This is a genomic window from Aquipseudomonas alcaligenes (genome assembly GCF_003205495.1).
GTDB lineage: Bacteria > Pseudomonadota > Gammaproteobacteria > Pseudomonadales > Pseudomonadaceae > Aquipseudomonas > Aquipseudomonas alcaligenes_B.
This window is the reverse complement of record NZ_QJRX01000006.1, coordinates 338,668-353,157: the sequence shown is the minus strand read 5'-3', so window position 1 is coordinate 353,157 and position 14,490 is coordinate 338,668. Positions and strand designations below refer to the sequence as shown.

Genomic DNA, 14,490 nt, shown 5'->3' with positions numbered 1-14,490 from the left:
CCGGTGGCGGTGGCTACAACGAGCTGCGCATCGAAGACCGCAAGGGCCAGGAGCAGATCTACATCCACGCCCAGAAGGATTGGGACGAGAACGTCGAGCACGACCAGAAGATCCGCATCGGCCACGAACGCCACGACACTGTCGAGGCCAACAGCTACACCGAGCTGAAAGCCGAGGAGCACCGTACCACCCACAAGGACCGCAAGACCGAGGTCCGCGCCAACGACCACCTGACCGTGGCAACCAACCAGCATGTGAAGCTGGGTACCGGGCAGTTCGTCGAAGCCGGCAACGAGATCCACCTGTCCAGCGGCCTCAAGGTCGTCCTCGAAGCCGGCGCCGAACTCACCTTCAAGGCCGCCGGCAGCTTCATCAAGCTCGACGCCAGCGGCGTCACCCTGGTCGGCCCGCAGATCAAGATCAACTCGGGAGGCGGATCGGGCAGTGGCACGGGAGCTACACCCATCCTGCCAGGCAAAGTGAAAGCAGCAGACAGTGACCAGGCCGGCAACCTGCTCGACAGGGCCGAGCCCGAACAACGCCTGGCGCCCCCCAAAGGCATCTGCCTCGAATGCCTGCGCAAGGCCATGCGTGAAGGCAGCGCCACACTGGCAGGAACCTCCGCATGAGCCCGCACGACCTGGTACACGATGACTGGGAAGCAGCCCTGAAAGTAGGCCATACCTTGGCGATGGTCGTCGAACTCGGTCTGCTGACGCTCGAACAGCGCCAGCTGCTGTACACCGAACATGCCATTTGGCCTCTGCTGGAGCAGCCTGAAGTCGAGCACCTGCGCATCGAAGGTCCGGCGCTGATCGAGCTGAGCAGCCATCCCTTCTCGACAGCAGCCCTACTTAATGAGCACCTCGCAGAGCGCGCTCAACAGGGTTGGTTGAGCAGCCCTCTAAGCATCATCGACCTGCGCCAACATCTCAGCGATGCGCTGGCCTGTCGCAACATCGATGGCGAACCCTTGCTGATTCGCAGCTATGCGCACAATGTCCTGCCACTACTACATGCTCGCCATGACCAACCCTGGCATGCCTGGCTATTCGGCCCCATCGTCCACTGGTGGCTGCCCAGCAGACAGGGCTGGCAGCGTCTGGAAGGAGGCGCGCAGAGCACCCCGCCCACCTACCAAGCCATAGAACTCGACCAGCGCCTGGTGGACGAGCTAGGCGTCGACCCACATGCACAGGCACTGGTCGCCGAACTACAAAGCGAGGCACCAGAGGTATTCTCCAGCGACTGCCATGGTGAGCGCTTGAACCAGGCTGGCCAGGCACTGTTCCAGGCTCGGGCCGTAGGACTGAGCCGCACCCAGGATCAGTATTTCTTTGCCCTGTACAGCCTGTTGAGCGGCAGCCCCATGAGCCAGCACCCGCAATGGCCGGACATGCTGCAACAGGTGGAACAGCAGGGGCGTGAGCTGGCCGAAGTCCAACTGGAGCAGGATCAGCCCGGATGATCGACCTCACTCACCAGAATAGAAAGCCCACAATGAATCCCATAAACACCCTCACCCGCCGCTGGCGGGCTCTGCCGGCCTTCGGCAAATCTCTGCTCAGCCTGGTGCTGATCGCCCTGCTGGTGCTGGCCTACTTCGCCTGGGCTTACACCCGAATGCCCGGCGCCATCCTCTATATCCACAACCACACCGAGCGCCCCATCTTCGGCTATGCCATCAACGGCAACTGGGGTGGCAATGCTTCCGCCTACGGAGGGGGCGGTGCGGTGTGTTGCGCGCGTATAGAGGGCGACCCGCTTGAGGTGCAATGGATCAAGGATGTGACCCAAGCCCAGTACGAGGCCGGAGCACGGGAGGAAACCATCACTCTCGAAGTGCCCAACCCACCGCGTACCCGTCAGGATCGCTACCTGCATGTGCATTTCTTTCCCGGTGACCAGGTACGCCTGTTCTGGAGTGCCAACCTGGATAGCCCTTACGAAGATCTTAAGGAAGCCCCAGAACAGGAAACTCAAGCCCCATGAGCAAAGCCAGCTCATCCGCCCACCAGACTCCAAAGCACGCCATGAGCCCAATCGACATTCTCTCCCGCCGCTGGCGGGCTCTGCCGGCCTTCGGCAAATCCCTGCTCACCCTGGCGCTGATTGCCCTGCTGGCTCTGGCCTACTTCGCCTGGGCCTATACCCGTATGCCCGGCGCCATCCTCTATATCCACAACCATACCGAGCGCCCCATCTTCGGCTATGCCATCAACGGCAACTGGGGTGGCAATGCTTCCGCCTACGGAGGAGGAGGTGCAGTGTGTTGCGCGCGTATCGAGGGCGACCCGCTTGAGGTGCAATGGATCAAGGGGCGGACCGGTGAGCAAGTACGCCAGGGGGTGAAAAAGGAAACCACCACGCGCGAAGTACCCAACCCGCCGCGTACCCGTCAGGATCGCTACCTGCATGTGCATTTCTTTCCCGGTGACCAGGTGCGTCTGGCTTGGAGCTCCAACCTGGACAGCCCTTACGAGAACCTCAAGGAAGCCCCGGACAAGGAGGTCCAAGCCCCATGAGCGAACGCACCACCGAGCGGGCGGCAGCCATGGCGGCCCGCTGTCGCCCCTCGATCACCAGCCCCCATATCACCACCTGCGAGCACAGCCTGCGAGTCGGCTTTTTCTTCGACGGTTTCGGCCGCCACCGCATCAAGGACCTGCAGAGCGGCCGGATCAGCAATATCGGCAAGCTGTATATGGCCCACACTGACAGCGACTCTGATGACGCCCTGTACAGCTACCGTAAGTTCTATGCCTCGGGCCTGGGCGAGGACTTTTCCGCCGATCTCACCGCTACCGCCAGCAGCACCATGAGTGACTTCGGTAAAAGCGCCGGCGATGTCCCCGCAGATGTCGCCGAAGAGCAGGCCATCGAGGCGGCCAAGGATGCGCTCGACCCGGAGCGCAACTGGTGGGAGCGTATTCGGCGCAGCCTGCGGGGGCTGATGCACAATCCGCTGAAACTCACCGGACTGCTGAAAGATGCCGCCATCGACGCCAGTGTCGAAGCCGTCGCGCCCGTGCGCGACTGGCCGTTTGTTGCCGAACTGCTGAAATCCGGGGCCGAAGTCCGTATTCAGGGCGCCATCGACTTCTTGAACGAGGCCCTGCACAAGATCGAGAGGTCCCAGGGCGTGGCACTCAAACAGATCGAGCTGACGGTCTATGGCTTCGACTATGGCGCCACCCTGGCTCGAGCGTTCCTACATGAGCTGCTCAGCCGCGAGCCGCAAGCCTCTGAGGCGCCTTATCGCTACGGGGGGAAAGAGCTGACCATCCTGTTCGTCGGCCTGCTCGACGGCGTGGATCGCAGCCATACGGACCTGCCCTATCTGCCCCTGCCGCTGCGCACCGTGCTGGACGATGGCGGCCCGCTGCCCGAGCAGGTGAAAAAGGCCCTGCACCTGGTGGCCGCCCATGAGCGGCGCTTCTACCGTCGCGCTCGCCTGCTCGGCAGCGGCAATGCCAACTGGCGGGAAAAGTGGCTGCCCGGAGTCAGCGAGGATATCGGCGGCAGCCTGCTGGCGGGTGAACAGAAGCCCAGCGCCGAGTTGGCGCTGGTCAGCCTGCACGAGATGTATCACGCGGCCCGTCGGGCAGGAGCGCCATTCCCCGCACTTGATGACCTACCTCGTCAAGGTAGGAAGTTAGCGGAGCTATTCATCTTCAACGACCATTTCGACCGGCTCAGTGCCAAGGCGCTCAGTCGGCATTACGAACGTGAAGCACAGAACAGCCTCGCCGAACTGAAGGCCTTCAAACCGCTATTCGGCGGAACTCCAATGCGTCGCGAACAACAACTGTTTGCAGCCCATATGCGCCTGTACATTCGCTGGCTGGCCGCCCTGTGGCGTCCTTACCAAGCACGCATGAGAGCTTTAAACGAAGAGGAAGAAAAGCTGCGCGCCAGTGCACTCGGCAATATCTCGGGCCTGCTCGGCATCTCCAGAGAGAGCAGCGCCCAGCGTCAGGAGCGCGAGACCCAGCTGCAGGCAATACGTGAGGAAAAATCAAAGTTGGAAAACGAGCTCGGCTGGCTGGAAGAGGTAAACGATGAGGCCGATGGCATGCTCAAGAAACTGCGTAACCCGGCCCTAGGTTGGAGGGCGGCAGGTACCCGAGAACAGGCTGACTTATGGGCGATCCTGCTTTCCGAATGGTTCGCCAGGACACCAACCCCCGTGCCGGAAAAAGTCCATCGTCTATTCGGCCACTTCGTTCACGATCTCCTCGCCGTGGACTTGGCGCAACGTACGCTCAAACAGCTCACCGGCCAGATGTTCTTCGATGTTCGCGGCTTCGACTTAACGAGCTGAACCCGACACGGCCTCAATCAGCTACCAACCCACACTGCAAACTGAAGAAGAAAAGAGAAAAGGGGACAGATTTATTTTCGTGTGTCGGCTTTAAAATAAATCTGTCCCCGTTTTCTTCTACGCATGACTGCAGAATGGCATGCGCAGATATCCCGCCCACCAGAGGATGTTGGCCAGGTACTGCGTGACAATATCCAGATCGCCAGTAGCAATCCTCTAACGCTGCAACTGGAGATACCAGCCGACTGGTGCGGCTCGCAATCCTTGCTCATGTTGCGACTGGCCGTTCAACCGGAGTTGGCCACGCAGCCACTCAAGGCCAGCGACGGCTATCTGTATTATCGAGTCCCGCTGGAAGTCGTTGCTATGAACAAGCCCCTCGAAGGCGCCTCTGCAATAAAACCCACACGCACGCCTTTGAGCTGGGTCGAAATAAAAACGGAGCATATGCATGCCTGACAACAAGTACGAACGCCTTCCTCAAGCCGGAGATTTCGAGCAGGAAGCCGGTACTGAGGTGTTCTATTTGTCGCCCAAACCGATACCCACGGGGATGCCGGCGATCAGTGCACAGCACTTACACCGCGAAGCCAGCGAAGTCTTCTTGGACTTCGCCGCCGGCAAGGCAACAATCGAGTTCGGCACCAGAGCCTCGATCGGCTCGGTGGTGGCGATGATCATCTTCCTGCTTTGTGTATCTGGCTTTGGCGCATGGTTGCGCCGGCACCAGGAGCCCTTCCTGCCAGGTTGGCTGGACGGATTCACAAACCCGTTCATGTGGGGCTTCATCGGTTTGCTGGTGGTGGTGGCTGGTTACCACATGGTGCGGGCGATACATCAGGTCAGCGCACGCCCTCCAGTGCGTTTCAATCGCCAGCGCCGCGAAGTGGCATTCGTGCCGCGCAAAGGCGAGGCTCCCCGCTATGTGCCATGGGAAGAAGTAATCGCCTGCGTAACCGCAGGCCAGACCATCACCCAGTATGCCGTCACTCCCAGCTTCGCCTTGCTGATCGGGCTGCGTGACAGCGGCACAGGAGACGTATTCTGGGTCACCATTCCCAGCGCCAGCCTCGGCCTTGCCATCAGCGAGTGGGAGGCAATTCGCACCTACATGGAAGAAGGACCTTCGACCTTGCCTGCCCAGCCTGAAGAATATGAGGAAGGCACTGTCGCTTACTTTCATCTGTGCCGGCAGGTGTATCGCGATGAGCACTCCTTTATCCGCTACCTCTTTGGCTTTTTAGGCATTCAGTTCTTCAGCGGCTGGACGTTGCCCTGCCATCTGTCGACCTGGGTCAACCGCCGCCCCAAAGCCATGCTTCCCCAAGAAGTCCTAGACTGGTCGCAAAACCTGCCTACTGAACAGCACGCGCGCCCAAGCGATGCACTGAAGCAGCAAAGTGCCGAGGTGCGTAAAGCTCTGGCAAAAGGGCAAAGCTTGCAGGACTACTTCAAGGCCCATTCGAAGGAACAACTCCCTCTTGAGGCTTGACTGCTCGGAAAAAATGCCGGCCTCAGGCAAGTAAGCCCGGCAAAACCATAGTGCCCATATCTCGGAGTCTTATCAGACTTGAGCGAGTTTCAAGCCTGCCCTGCGCTAGCAGCTTGTTGCGGCCCCGCGCCATGCCGAGCAAAGAACCAAGGCAACAGCAGCAACACGAGCGTACCCAAAGCTGCAGCCACGATGAACAGCACCTGATATCCCAGCCACTTAGCCAGTACCCCACTGCACGCTCCTATCACCCCCGCAAGCAGAACCTGCACACTGGCCTGCAGGGTGAAATCCGCGCCTTCATGCTCAGGCCGGCACATGCGCATCATCACCGCGAACAGGGCGACGGTGGACATGCCGTCGGCGGCCTGCTCGAACAGCGAGAGCGCATACACCAGCACGGCATCACCACCTCGGCCCACCAGCAGGGCCATGCCGGCGATGCCCAGCGCCTGCAGGGCGCCGAAAGTCAGCAGTGAGCGCAGCGCGCCGATCCTCGCGTAAAGCAGACCACCGAGCAACGCGCCGCCGATGCCGGCCAGGCTGCTGATCAGGGTCAGCTGGCCGAGGGCACTGGTGTCCCAACCCTGGTCCACCAGCATCGGCTTGATCATCGGCGAGCCGAGGGCGTCGCCGAGCTTGAAGGTCAGCACCACTGCCAGCCAGGCCAGCATGCCGGGCTGCGCCAGCAGCCCCTTGTAGTGACGCCAGAGCAGGCCGGGACCGGCGGGCTCGGCCTGCTCGACGTGATGCGGCAGCAGGCGCTTTTCCGGGAAAAGCAGAATCGGCAGGGTCAGCACTACCAACGCGAGAGCCAAAAGGCCGATGGACAGGTTCCAGCCCAGCGCGCCAATCACCAGCAGCAGGCCGCTGCCACTGGCCAGCATGCCGACCTTGTAGCCGCCCACCTGCAGGCTGTTGCCCAGGCCGCGCCAGCGCTCCGGCAGCAGGCGCACGGCCAAGCCGTCGGTGGCCACATCCTGGCTGGCGGCGGCCAGGTTGATCAGCAGCAGCGTGCCCAGCAGCAGCCAGAAGGCCGAGCCGAACAGTGCCTGCGGAGCGATCAGCGCCAGGCCGGCCAGGCAGAGGATCACCGTGCCCTGCAGCGGCAGGATCCAACCACGGTGGTGGCCCAGGCGGCGCGAGCCGATGCGGTCGATCCAGGGCGCCCACAGCACCTTGAGCAACCAGGGCAGCGCCAGCAGCTTGAGCAGGCCGATCAGCGCCAGGTCGACACCGTTCTGCCGCAGCAGCACCGGCAGCGAATGGGCCACCAGGCCGGACGGCAGGCCCTGGGCGCAATAGAGGGAGGCCAGCAACACCAGAGAGGTATTGCTCGGGCGATCGGTGGCAGTCATTGGGCATCCCTGCGGTGAAGATGGCCAAGCCTAGGTCAGCCCGGAGAACGGAGGCAACAAAACCAAATAGAATATAAACCTACAGAAACATTCTTAGACTCTCTAAGAAAAGCCCATTATCTTCGCCGTCTGCTTATTCCGGCCTGTTCTACCACCCACTGTCAGGCAGCTGCTGCATGAAAATTCGCGACCTCGATCTCAGCCAGAGCCCGATCAACACGGAGCACGAATCTCTCGGCCTGCCCCCCGTAGAAGACTTCGTCACCCACCCGGATAATCACCCGGTGCTGCGCGCCGCCATGTGGGCGGCCGTGCTGATCCTGTTCAGCCTGATCGGCTTCCTCGCCTGGCGCCTGTTCTTCGGCGACAACGGTGGCCACAGCGGCCTGGAGATCATCGAGAGCGCGCTGAGCAACCCGACCTTCTGGAGCGCGGTAGCCGTCGGCTTCCTCGCCCAGGTGGTGGATGGGGCGCTGGGCATGGCCTACGGCATCACCGCCACCACCTTCCTGCTCAGCGCCGGAGCCTCGCCGGCCGCGGCCAGTGCCAGCGTGCACATCGCCGAGGTGTTCACCACCGGTCTGTCGGGCATCTCCCACGTCAAGCTGGGCAACGTCAACAAGTCGCTGTTCCTGCGCCTGCTGCTGCCGGGCATCATCGGTGCCGTGCTCGGCGCGATCCTGATCACCCAGTTCGACGGCGAGGTGATGAAGCCCTTCATCTCCGCCTACCTGCTGCTGATGGGCCTGTACATCCTGCACAAGGCCTTCCGCCACGTGGCCCAGCGCAAGGCGCCCAAGCACGTGGCCAAGCTGGCCCTGTTCGGCGGCTTCGTCGATGCAGCCGGCGGCGGTGGCTGGGGTCCGGTGGTCACCAGCAGCCTGATCGGCTCGGGTAGCGACCCGCGCACCACCATCGGCTCGGTGAACTTCGCCGAGTTCTTCCTGACCCTGTCCAGCGCCGCGTCCTTCATCCTCCTGGCCGGCGATCTGGATACCTGGCTGATGGTCGCCGGCCTGGTGTTCGGCGGCATGTTTGCCGCGCCCTTCGCCGCCTACCTGTGCAAGAAGGTCCCGGCGCGCACGCTGATGACCATCGTCGGCTGCCTGATCACCCTGATCAGCGCCTTCAACATCTACAAGGCGCTGGCGTGATCGCGATCTAAGCATCGATCAAAACGTTCTAGCCCCGAGGCCCGGATCATTGACCTAGCGCATTGACCGGGCCTCGGCGTTTTCCCCATGCTGCGTTCCTTCTCAACCGTCGAAGGAACGCACTGCATGAAACTGGAAACCCTGGCCATCCACGCCGGCTACAGCCCCGATCCGACCACCAAGGCGGTGGCGGTGCCGATCTACCAGACCAGCTCCTTCGCCTTCGACGACACCCAGCACGGTGCCGACCTGTTCGACCTGAAGGTCGCCGGCAACATCTATTCGCGGATCATGAATCCGACCAACGCCGTGCTCGAAGAGCGCGTGGCGGTGCTGGAGGGCGGCGTCGGCGCGCTGGCGGTGGCCTCCGGCATGGCGGCTATCACCTATGCCATCCAGACCGTCGCCGAAGCCGGTGACAACATCGTCTCGGTGGCCAAGCTGTATGGCGGCACCTACAACCTGCTGGCCCACACCCTGCCACGCTTCGGCATCCAGACGCGCTTCGCCGCGCACGACGACATTGCCGCGCTGGAAGCGCTGATCGACGACAAGACCAAGGCGGTGTTCTGCGAATCGATCGGCAACCCGGCCGGCAACATCGTCGATATCCAGGCCCTGGCCGACGCCGCGCATCGCCACGGCGTGCCGCTGATCGTCGACAACACGGTGGCCACACCGATCCTCTGCCGGCCCTTCGAGCACGGTGCCGACATCGTCGTGCATTCGCTGACCAAGTACATCGGCGGCCACGGCACCAGCATCGGCGGCATAGTCGTCGACTCCGGCAAGTTCCCCTGGGCCGACAACCAGGCGCGCTTCCCGCTGCTCAACACGCCCGATCCGTCCTACCACGGCGTGACCTACACCGAGGCCTTCGGCCCCGCCGCCTTCATCGGCCGCTGCCGCGTGGTGCCGCTGCGCAACACCGGCGCGGCGCTGTCGCCGTTCAACGCCTTCCTCATCCTGCAAGGTCTGGAAACCCTGGCCCTGCGAATGGAGCGGCACTGCGAGAACGCCCTCAAGGTGGCCCAGTACCTGAGCCGCCACCCGCAGGTGGCCTGGGTCAAGTACGCCGGCCTGGAGGACCATCCGGAATACCCGCTGGCGCAGCGCTACATGGGCGGCAAGCCGGCGGCGATCCTGTCCTTCGGCATAGTCGGTGGCCAGGCCGCCGGCGCACGATTCATCGATGCGTTGCAGCTGGTGGTGCGCCTGGTCAATATCGGCGACGCCAAGTCGCTGGCCTGCCACCCGGCTTCCACCACCCACCGCCAGCTCAACGACGAGGAGCTAGAGAAGGCCGGCGTGCCGCGCGACATGGTGCGCCTGTCGATCGGCATCGAGCATTTCGACGATATCCGCGCCGACCTCGAGCAGGCCCTGCGGGCGGCGCAGGGCTGAAGTCCCATCGGTCAGGCCACCGCGCGCGCCGGCTGCAGGCCGAGCGCGCCCTCCAGCCAGGCCAGCTGCTGGTCCCACAGCTCGGCGGGGGTGTCGCGGCGGAAGAAGCCGAAGTGCCCCATGCGGCGCAGGCCCCAGTCGCGCGGTTCGACCACGGCCAACTCGCGCTGGGCCTGGCCATAGAAGCCCATCAGCGCCTCCACTGCGCGCCGCGGGGCGAAGGCCTGGTCGTCGCTGATCGCCAGGAAGCGCGCCGCTGCGCGCAGTTCGCTGAAGTGCGGGCGCCACGGCGCGCCGTCCGGGGTGCTGATGAAGGCGGGTGTGCGGCACCAGCGCGCCCACTCCAAGGCGACCTCGCGCGGCAGCGGCTCGCCGCCGATGGCCCAGCCCGGCAGCTGGCCGAACAGGCGTGTCGCCAGCGGAATCACCCCGAACCAGTTGAGCGCCAGGCGCGGCTGCTGGCGCAGCGGCCAGAGACGCCAGTAACCCGATTGCGCGGCCACGCCGAGCAGCGCCTGCACCCGCCCGACGTTGTCGGCCAGGCCCGGCAGCTGGCCGCCCACCGAATGACCGACCAGGGCCAGCGGCAGGTCACCGGGCAGGTGGTCGAGCAGGCTGGCCAGGTCGAGCCGGCCCCAGTCGGCCATGCACGGCGCGGCGCCACGCCAGTCCGGCGCCCGGCTGGCGCCCATGCCCCGGTAGTCGTAGCTGTATACCCAGGCGCCGCGCCCGGCGGCGTGCTCGATGAAGCTGCGGTAGAAGCGCTGCGGCACGCCGGTGGCGGCATTGAGCAGCAGCCTGAAGCGCGGCCGCTCGGGACGCAGGCTGGTGACGGCCAGCGGATAACCGTCGCGGGCGGGCAGTGAATAGTGATCGATGTGCATGCTGGTTTCCCCTGTGGCTGGCCCCAGTCTCGACGCCGGGGCCGGCGGGGAAAAGCGAGATTTCAGCCTTCCAGAGCTGAGAAAAACTCAGCCGTGCGCCGTTCCATCTCACCCAGGCGCTGCTCCAGCCAGTCCACCACCCGCAGCAGCGCCGGGCTTTCCGCCTGCGCCGGCCACACCGCCCAGAGCGCGCCGTTGGCGATCCGCCGCTGCGGCCACAGCGGGCGCAGGCGCCCCGCCTGCAGGGCGTCGATGCACAGCGGCAGGAAGCCCATAGCCACGCCCAGGCCCTGTTCGGCGGCGCTCAGCACCGCGGCGTAGCTGTCCAGCACCAGCCCTTCGGCGGCCGGCTGCCAACCGTGCTGCGCGGCCCACTGGCGCCAGCTGTGCTGCTCCTGGCTGAGACGGATCGGCAACAGCTCGACCTGCGGCGGCCAGGCCGGCACGGGAAAGCCCGGGGCCGCCAGCGGCGCAAGGCCGAAGCCGCTGAGACGCCGCGCGCGCAGCGCCCCCCAGTCCGCAGGCTCGGCGGCAAAGCGCAGGCCCAGGTCGATGCCGTGGGTGGCCAGGTCGAGGGTCTCGCGGCGGGTGTCCAGGGTCAGCAGGCGCTCGCCAAGCAGCGCCTGCAGCTCGCCCAGGGCGGGCAGCACCACCGCCTGCGCCAGGTAGGGGAAGCTGGAAATGCGCAGCGGCCGCTGCACCTGGCGCGCGCGGGTAGCGCTCTCCAGCTGGCGCACCGCCGGGGCGATCTCCGCCCAGAAGCTCTGCCCGGCATCGGTCAGCGCCAGGCCCCGCGGCAGGCGCTGGAACAGCCGGCAGTCGAGCGCCGTCTCCAGCTCGCGCAGCTGGTGGCTCACCGCAGTCGGCGTGACATGTAGGCGCTCGGCCGCGCGCTTGACGCTCAGGGTGTCGCCGAGCACGGCGAAGGTGCGCAGCAGGTTCAGCGATGGCAGCGACATGGTCCCTCCTCGAATGGCGCCACTCTACCCTTGTTTTGGCGGCTGTCAGCCTCCACCTCAAGGGCAACGAGGAGACCGTCATGAGCCAACCCCTGCTGATCCCCTGCCCGCATTGCGGCGGACTCAACCGCATCCCGGCCGAGCGCCTGGGCGACGCGCCGCGCTGCGGGCGCTGCAAGAGCGCCGTGCTGCCCAACGCCCCCTTCGCACTGAGCCAGGCGAGCTTCGCCAGCCAGCTCAAGGGCGACCTGCCGCTACTGGTCGACGTCTGGGCCGACTGGTGCGGGCCGTGCAAGGCCTTCGCACCGACCTTCGCCCAGGCCGCCGCGCAGCTGCAAGGGCGCTGCCGCCTGGGCAAGCTGGACAGCGAGGCCAACCCGCAGCTGGCCGCCCAGCTCGGCATCCGCTCCATCCCCAGCCTGATCCTGTTCAGGGGTGGCGTCGAAGTCGCCCGCCAGGCCGGCGCCCTGCCGCTGCCGCAGCTGCTCGCCTGGTTGCGCGGCCAGGGCATCGCCTGAGCGGATCGGTCAGCGGCCGCGAGCGCAGCGGTCATTGCCGCCGCTACCACAGCGGCTAGTCTCGGGACTCCAGCCCCAGGAGCCCCGCACATGCCGCTACCCGCCGAGATGGCCCGCGTCTTCACCGAAGAGAAGATCGATTTCGTCAGACGCTGCGGGCTCAAGGCCGAGCGCCTGGAACCCGGCTTCGTGCGCCTGCGCATGCCGCTGGCCGGCAACCAGAACCATATCGGCACCCTCTATGCCGGCGCCCTGTTCACCCTGGCCGAGATCCCCGGCGGCGCGCTGTTCCTCACCAGTTTCGACGTGCAGCGCTTCTACCCGCTGATCAAGGAGATGAACCTGCGCTTCCGCCGCCCGGCGACCAGCGACATCACCGTCGAGGCCAGCCTCAGCACCGAGGAGATCGCCCGCATCCAGGCCGAAGCCGAGCAGGCCGGCAAGGCCGAGTACCGCCTCGACCTGCAGCTGCGCGACGGCAGCGGCGAAATGGTGGCGGAAACGAGCGCCCTGTACCAATTGCGCAAAGTCTGACGCGCGGGACTTGCCGTGGATCAAAAGCAGGGCTATCTAGGGAGATCAGACTAAAAACCCGCTAGAGGTTTCACAGCGCCGCGCCAAGCCCGCGCCGCGGAGGGGATAGAGATGACAGGACACATCCTGATTGCCCACGATTTGCGCAGTACTGCCGACCTCGCCTTGCGGCGCGCCACCCAGTTGGCCCGCCAGCACGACGCCAAGCTGACCCTCCTGCACGTGTTCGATCCCAAGCTGGATCAGGCCGAGCGCGAACGCATCGAACAGCAGCTCGACCGCAGCCTCACCGAATTCGCCCCGCCAGGCAGCCAGCTGCGCCTGTGCCAGGGCAAGCCGGCCGAAGGCGTGCTGGAGCAGGTGCAGCAGAGCGGCGCCGACCTGCTGGTGCTGGGTGCGCACCACCAGCGCCACGAGTTCTTTTCCGGCACCACCCTCGACCGCATCGCCCGCCGCTGCCCGGTGCCCCTGCTGCTGGTCGCGCGCGACGAAGCCACGCCCTACCACAAGGCGGTGGCCGCCATCGACTTCTCCCTGTGCGCCTGCACCGCGTTGCACGAGGCCTGCCTGCTGTTGCCCGGCGAGGCCAGCATCCATGCCCTTCATGTGTTCGAGCCGCAGAAGAACGCCGCCAGCGCCGAGGCCGAGTTACTCACCCAGCGGGCATTGATCGACCAGCTGATCCACGACGAGGCCCTGCGCCTGCCGCCGGACAGCCCCAGGCTCAGCCACGAGGTCAAGGTCGGCGGCATCCTGCGCACCCTGCAGGAATACATCGCCAGCCAGCAGCCGCAACTGCTGGTGCTCGGCAGCCATGGCCGCGGGGCATTCTCCCAGGCGCTGCTCGGCAGCCTGGCGCAGCATTACCTGCACAAGGCGCCCTGCGACGTGTTCGTGGTCCGCTAGGGCCGCCCCGCAACAAAAAAGGCGCCTGTGGGCGCCTTTTTCATGGCTCGCGTCGCGGCTCAGCTTTCCAGCAGGTTGTGCAGCTCGACGAACTGCTGGGTCAGCTTGTGGCTGCGGTCCAGGTGGATCAGCGGGGTGCAGGCCTGGTGCGACTCGCGCATCTTCACCGAACTCATCAGGTTCACCGGCAGCACCGGCAGGCCCTCGGCGATCAACTCGTCGAGCAGCTGTTGCGGCAGGGTGGCGCGCGGCTGGAACTGGTTGACCACGATGCCCTCGACCTCCAGGTCCTCGTTGTGATCCTCCTTGAGCTCCTCGATCTCCTGCAGCAGGCCGTACAGGGCATTGCGCGAGAAACTGTCGCAATCGAAGGGGATCAGCACGCGATCGGCAGCGATCAGCGCGGAAACCGTGTAGAAGTTCAGCGCCGGCGGGGTATCCAGGTAGATCCGGTCGTAGTCCTCGGCCAGGTCTTCCAGCAGTTTGCGCAGCTTGTTGATCTTGTGCTTCTGCTCCAGCTTGGGCTGCAGCTCGGCCAGCTCGGCGGTGGCGGTGACCACGTGGAGGTTGTCGAAGGGCGTCTCGTAGATATCGACCTTGCCCTTCTTGAACGAGGTGGCCGAGAGGGTCTGCTTGAAGAAGTCGGCGATCCCCATGGGGATCTCGTCGCCGGTCAGCCCGGTCAGGTAGTGGGTCGAGTTGGCCTGGGCATCCAGGTCCACCAGCAACGTGCGATAACCCTCCGCCGCACTGACCGCCGCCAGGTTGCAGGCAATGCTCGACTTGCCGACACCGCCCTTCTGATTGAACACCACGCGCCGCATGTGACACCTCCCTGATCGCAGATGGACGGATTCTATGCAAAGCCCGTGACAAGGGCGAGGAATAAGGTGGCGCCTGGCCAGCCTCTCGTCAGGACGGCCGCGCCAGAATTTGCGCAGGCCGCGCACGGTCTGG

16 protein-coding genes are annotated in these 14,490 nt (G+C 64.9%); 12 read left to right on the top strand and 4 right to left on the bottom strand.

Features of this window, described 5'->3' with window-relative positions; translation table 11 throughout:
* From DMO17_RS13670 to DMO17_RS19865, 7 genes are all read left to right on the top strand, one after another.
* Positions 1-629: bacteriophage T4 gp5 trimerisation domain-containing protein (locus tag DMO17_RS13670; RefSeq protein ID WP_463604187.1), on the top strand; the 629-nt coding region annotated here is incomplete at its 5' end.
* Positions 626-1,468: a DUF4123 domain-containing protein gene (locus DMO17_RS13665; RefSeq protein WP_110683024.1), complete on the top strand. Its 843-nt coding sequence runs from the start codon at positions 626-628 to the stop codon at positions 1,466-1,468. The genes DMO17_RS13670 and DMO17_RS13665, both read left to right, overlap by 4 nt.
* The gene (locus tag DMO17_RS13660; protein WP_258371546.1) at positions 1,465-1,992 is read left to right on the top strand and encodes a DUF3304 domain-containing protein; all 528 of its coding nucleotides are present in this window, start codon (positions 1,465-1,467) and stop codon (positions 1,990-1,992) included. The genes DMO17_RS13665 and DMO17_RS13660 overlap by 4 nt, the downstream gene beginning before the upstream one ends.
* 41 nt (positions 1,993-2,033) lie before the next feature.
* A complete protein-coding gene (locus DMO17_RS13655; RefSeq protein WP_110683046.1) occupies positions 2,034-2,525 on the top strand; it encodes a DUF3304 domain-containing protein in 492 nt (163 codons plus the stop codon).
* Positions 2,522-4,324 carry a DUF2235 domain-containing protein gene (locus DMO17_RS13650; protein ID WP_258371545.1) on the top strand — a complete coding sequence of 601 codons (1,803 nt, stop codon included), beginning with the start codon at positions 2,522-2,524 and terminating at the stop codon, positions 4,322-4,324. The genes DMO17_RS13655 and DMO17_RS13650 overlap by 4 nt, the downstream gene beginning before the upstream one ends.
* Positions 4,325-4,447: 123 nt before the next feature.
* On the top strand, positions 4,448-4,783 hold the full coding sequence (locus tag DMO17_RS19570) for a hypothetical protein (protein WP_146224920.1): 336 nt from the start codon (positions 4,448-4,450) through the stop codon (positions 4,781-4,783).
* Positions 4,776-5,816, top strand: a complete 1,041-nt coding sequence (locus tag DMO17_RS19865; protein WP_258371544.1) for a DUF6708 domain-containing protein — start codon at positions 4,776-4,778, stop codon at positions 5,814-5,816. The genes DMO17_RS19570 and DMO17_RS19865 overlap by 8 nt, the downstream gene beginning before the upstream one ends.
* Before the next feature lie 89 nt (positions 5,817-5,905).
* Here DMO17_RS19865 and DMO17_RS13640 read toward each other — a convergent pair whose 3' ends face one another.
* Complete coding sequence (locus DMO17_RS13640) at positions 5,906-7,174, bottom strand: MFS transporter (protein WP_110683022.1); 1,269 nt, start codon at positions 7,172-7,174, stop codon at positions 5,906-5,908.
* Between the two features lie 176 nt (positions 7,175-7,350).
* Here DMO17_RS13640 and DMO17_RS13635 point away from each other — a divergent pair, with 176 nt between their 5' ends.
* The gene (locus DMO17_RS13635) at positions 7,351-8,328 is read left to right on the top strand and encodes a sulfite exporter TauE/SafE family protein (protein WP_110683021.1); all 978 of its coding nucleotides are present in this window, start codon (positions 7,351-7,353) and stop codon (positions 8,326-8,328) included.
* A 126-nt stretch (positions 8,329-8,454) separates the two neighbouring features.
* Positions 8,455-9,732, top strand: coding sequence for a bifunctional O-acetylhomoserine aminocarboxypropyltransferase/cysteine synthase (locus DMO17_RS13630; protein ID WP_110683020.1), 1,278 nt, complete (start codon positions 8,455-8,457; stop codon positions 9,730-9,732).
* An 11-nt stretch (positions 9,733-9,743) separates the two neighbouring features.
* Here DMO17_RS13630 and DMO17_RS13625 read toward each other — a convergent pair whose 3' ends face one another.
* Positions 9,744-10,616 (bottom strand): alpha/beta hydrolase family protein, encoded by an 873-nt coding sequence (locus DMO17_RS13625; protein ID WP_110683019.1) that lies wholly within the window; start codon positions 10,614-10,616, stop codon positions 9,744-9,746.
* Positions 10,617-10,678: 62 nt separating this feature from the next.
* Positions 10,679-11,575: a LysR family transcriptional regulator gene (locus DMO17_RS13620; protein ID WP_110683018.1), complete on the bottom strand. Its 897-nt coding sequence runs from the start codon at positions 11,573-11,575 to the stop codon at positions 10,679-10,681.
* Positions 11,576-11,655: 80 nt separating this feature from the next.
* Between DMO17_RS13620 and trxC the strand changes: the two genes are divergently transcribed.
* From trxC to DMO17_RS13605, 3 genes are all read left to right on the top strand, one after another.
* Positions 11,656-12,093 carry a thioredoxin TrxC gene (trxC, locus tag DMO17_RS13615; protein WP_110683017.1) on the top strand — a complete coding sequence of 146 codons (438 nt, stop codon included), beginning with the start codon at positions 11,656-11,658 and terminating at the stop codon, positions 12,091-12,093.
* A gap of 90 nt (positions 12,094-12,183) precedes the next feature.
* A complete protein-coding gene (locus DMO17_RS13610; protein ID WP_110683016.1) occupies positions 12,184-12,627 on the top strand; it encodes a YiiD C-terminal domain-containing protein in 444 nt (147 codons plus the stop codon).
* A 111-nt stretch (positions 12,628-12,738) separates the two neighbouring features.
* Positions 12,739-13,533, top strand: a complete 795-nt coding sequence (locus DMO17_RS13605; RefSeq protein WP_110683015.1) for a universal stress protein — start codon at positions 12,739-12,741, stop codon at positions 13,531-13,533.
* Between the two features lie 59 nt (positions 13,534-13,592).
* On the opposite strand, the gene DMO17_RS13600 is transcribed toward DMO17_RS13605, so the two are convergent.
* Positions 13,593-14,357 carry a ParA family protein gene (locus DMO17_RS13600; RefSeq protein ID WP_110683014.1) on the bottom strand — a complete coding sequence of 255 codons (765 nt, stop codon included), beginning with the start codon at positions 14,355-14,357 and terminating at the stop codon, positions 13,593-13,595.
* Positions 14,358-14,490 lie beyond the last annotated feature (133 nt).

Excerpts from the sequence above, each read along its gene's own strand:
- DMO17_RS13610 (WP_110683016.1), top strand. The coding sequence starts at position 12,184 with ATGCCGCTACCCGCCGAGATGGCCCGCGTCTTCACCGAAGAGAAGATC.
- DMO17_RS13650 (WP_258371545.1), top strand. The coding sequence starts at position 2,522 with ATGAGCGAACGCACCACCGAGCGGGCGGCAGCCATGGCGGCCCGCTGT.
- DMO17_RS13655 (WP_110683046.1), top strand. The coding sequence starts at position 2,034 with ATGAGCCCAATCGACATTCTCTCCCGCCGCTGGCGGGCTCTGCCGGCC.
- DMO17_RS13620 (WP_110683018.1), bottom strand. The coding sequence starts at position 11,575 with ATGTCGCTGCCATCGCTGAACCTGCTGCGCACCTTCGCCGTGCTCGGC.
- DMO17_RS13635 (WP_110683021.1), top strand. The coding sequence starts at position 7,351 with ATGAAAATTCGCGACCTCGATCTCAGCCAGAGCCCGATCAACACGGAG.
- DMO17_RS19570 (WP_146224920.1), top strand. The coding sequence starts at position 4,448 with ATGACTGCAGAATGGCATGCGCAGATATCCCGCCCACCAGAGGATGTT.
- trxC (WP_110683017.1), top strand. The coding sequence starts at position 11,656 with ATGAGCCAACCCCTGCTGATCCCCTGCCCGCATTGCGGCGGACTCAAC.
- DMO17_RS13605 (WP_110683015.1), top strand. The coding sequence starts at position 12,739 with ATGACAGGACACATCCTGATTGCCCACGATTTGCGCAGTACTGCCGAC.
- DMO17_RS13600 (WP_110683014.1), bottom strand. The coding sequence starts at position 14,357 with ATGCGGCGCGTGGTGTTCAATCAGAAGGGCGGTGTCGGCAAGTCGAGC.
- DMO17_RS13660 (WP_258371546.1), top strand. The coding sequence starts at position 1,465 with ATGATCGACCTCACTCACCAGAATAGAAAGCCCACAATGAATCCCATA.
- DMO17_RS13625 (WP_110683019.1), bottom strand. The coding sequence starts at position 10,616 with ATGCACATCGATCACTATTCACTGCCCGCCCGCGACGGTTATCCGCTG.
- DMO17_RS19865 (WP_258371544.1), top strand. The coding sequence starts at position 4,776 with ATGCCTGACAACAAGTACGAACGCCTTCCTCAAGCCGGAGATTTCGAG.
- DMO17_RS13630 (WP_110683020.1), top strand. The coding sequence starts at position 8,455 with ATGAAACTGGAAACCCTGGCCATCCACGCCGGCTACAGCCCCGATCCG.
- DMO17_RS13640 (WP_110683022.1), bottom strand. The coding sequence starts at position 7,174 with ATGACTGCCACCGATCGCCCGAGCAATACCTCTCTGGTGTTGCTGGCC.
- DMO17_RS13665 (WP_110683024.1), top strand. The coding sequence starts at position 626 with ATGAGCCCGCACGACCTGGTACACGATGACTGGGAAGCAGCCCTGAAA.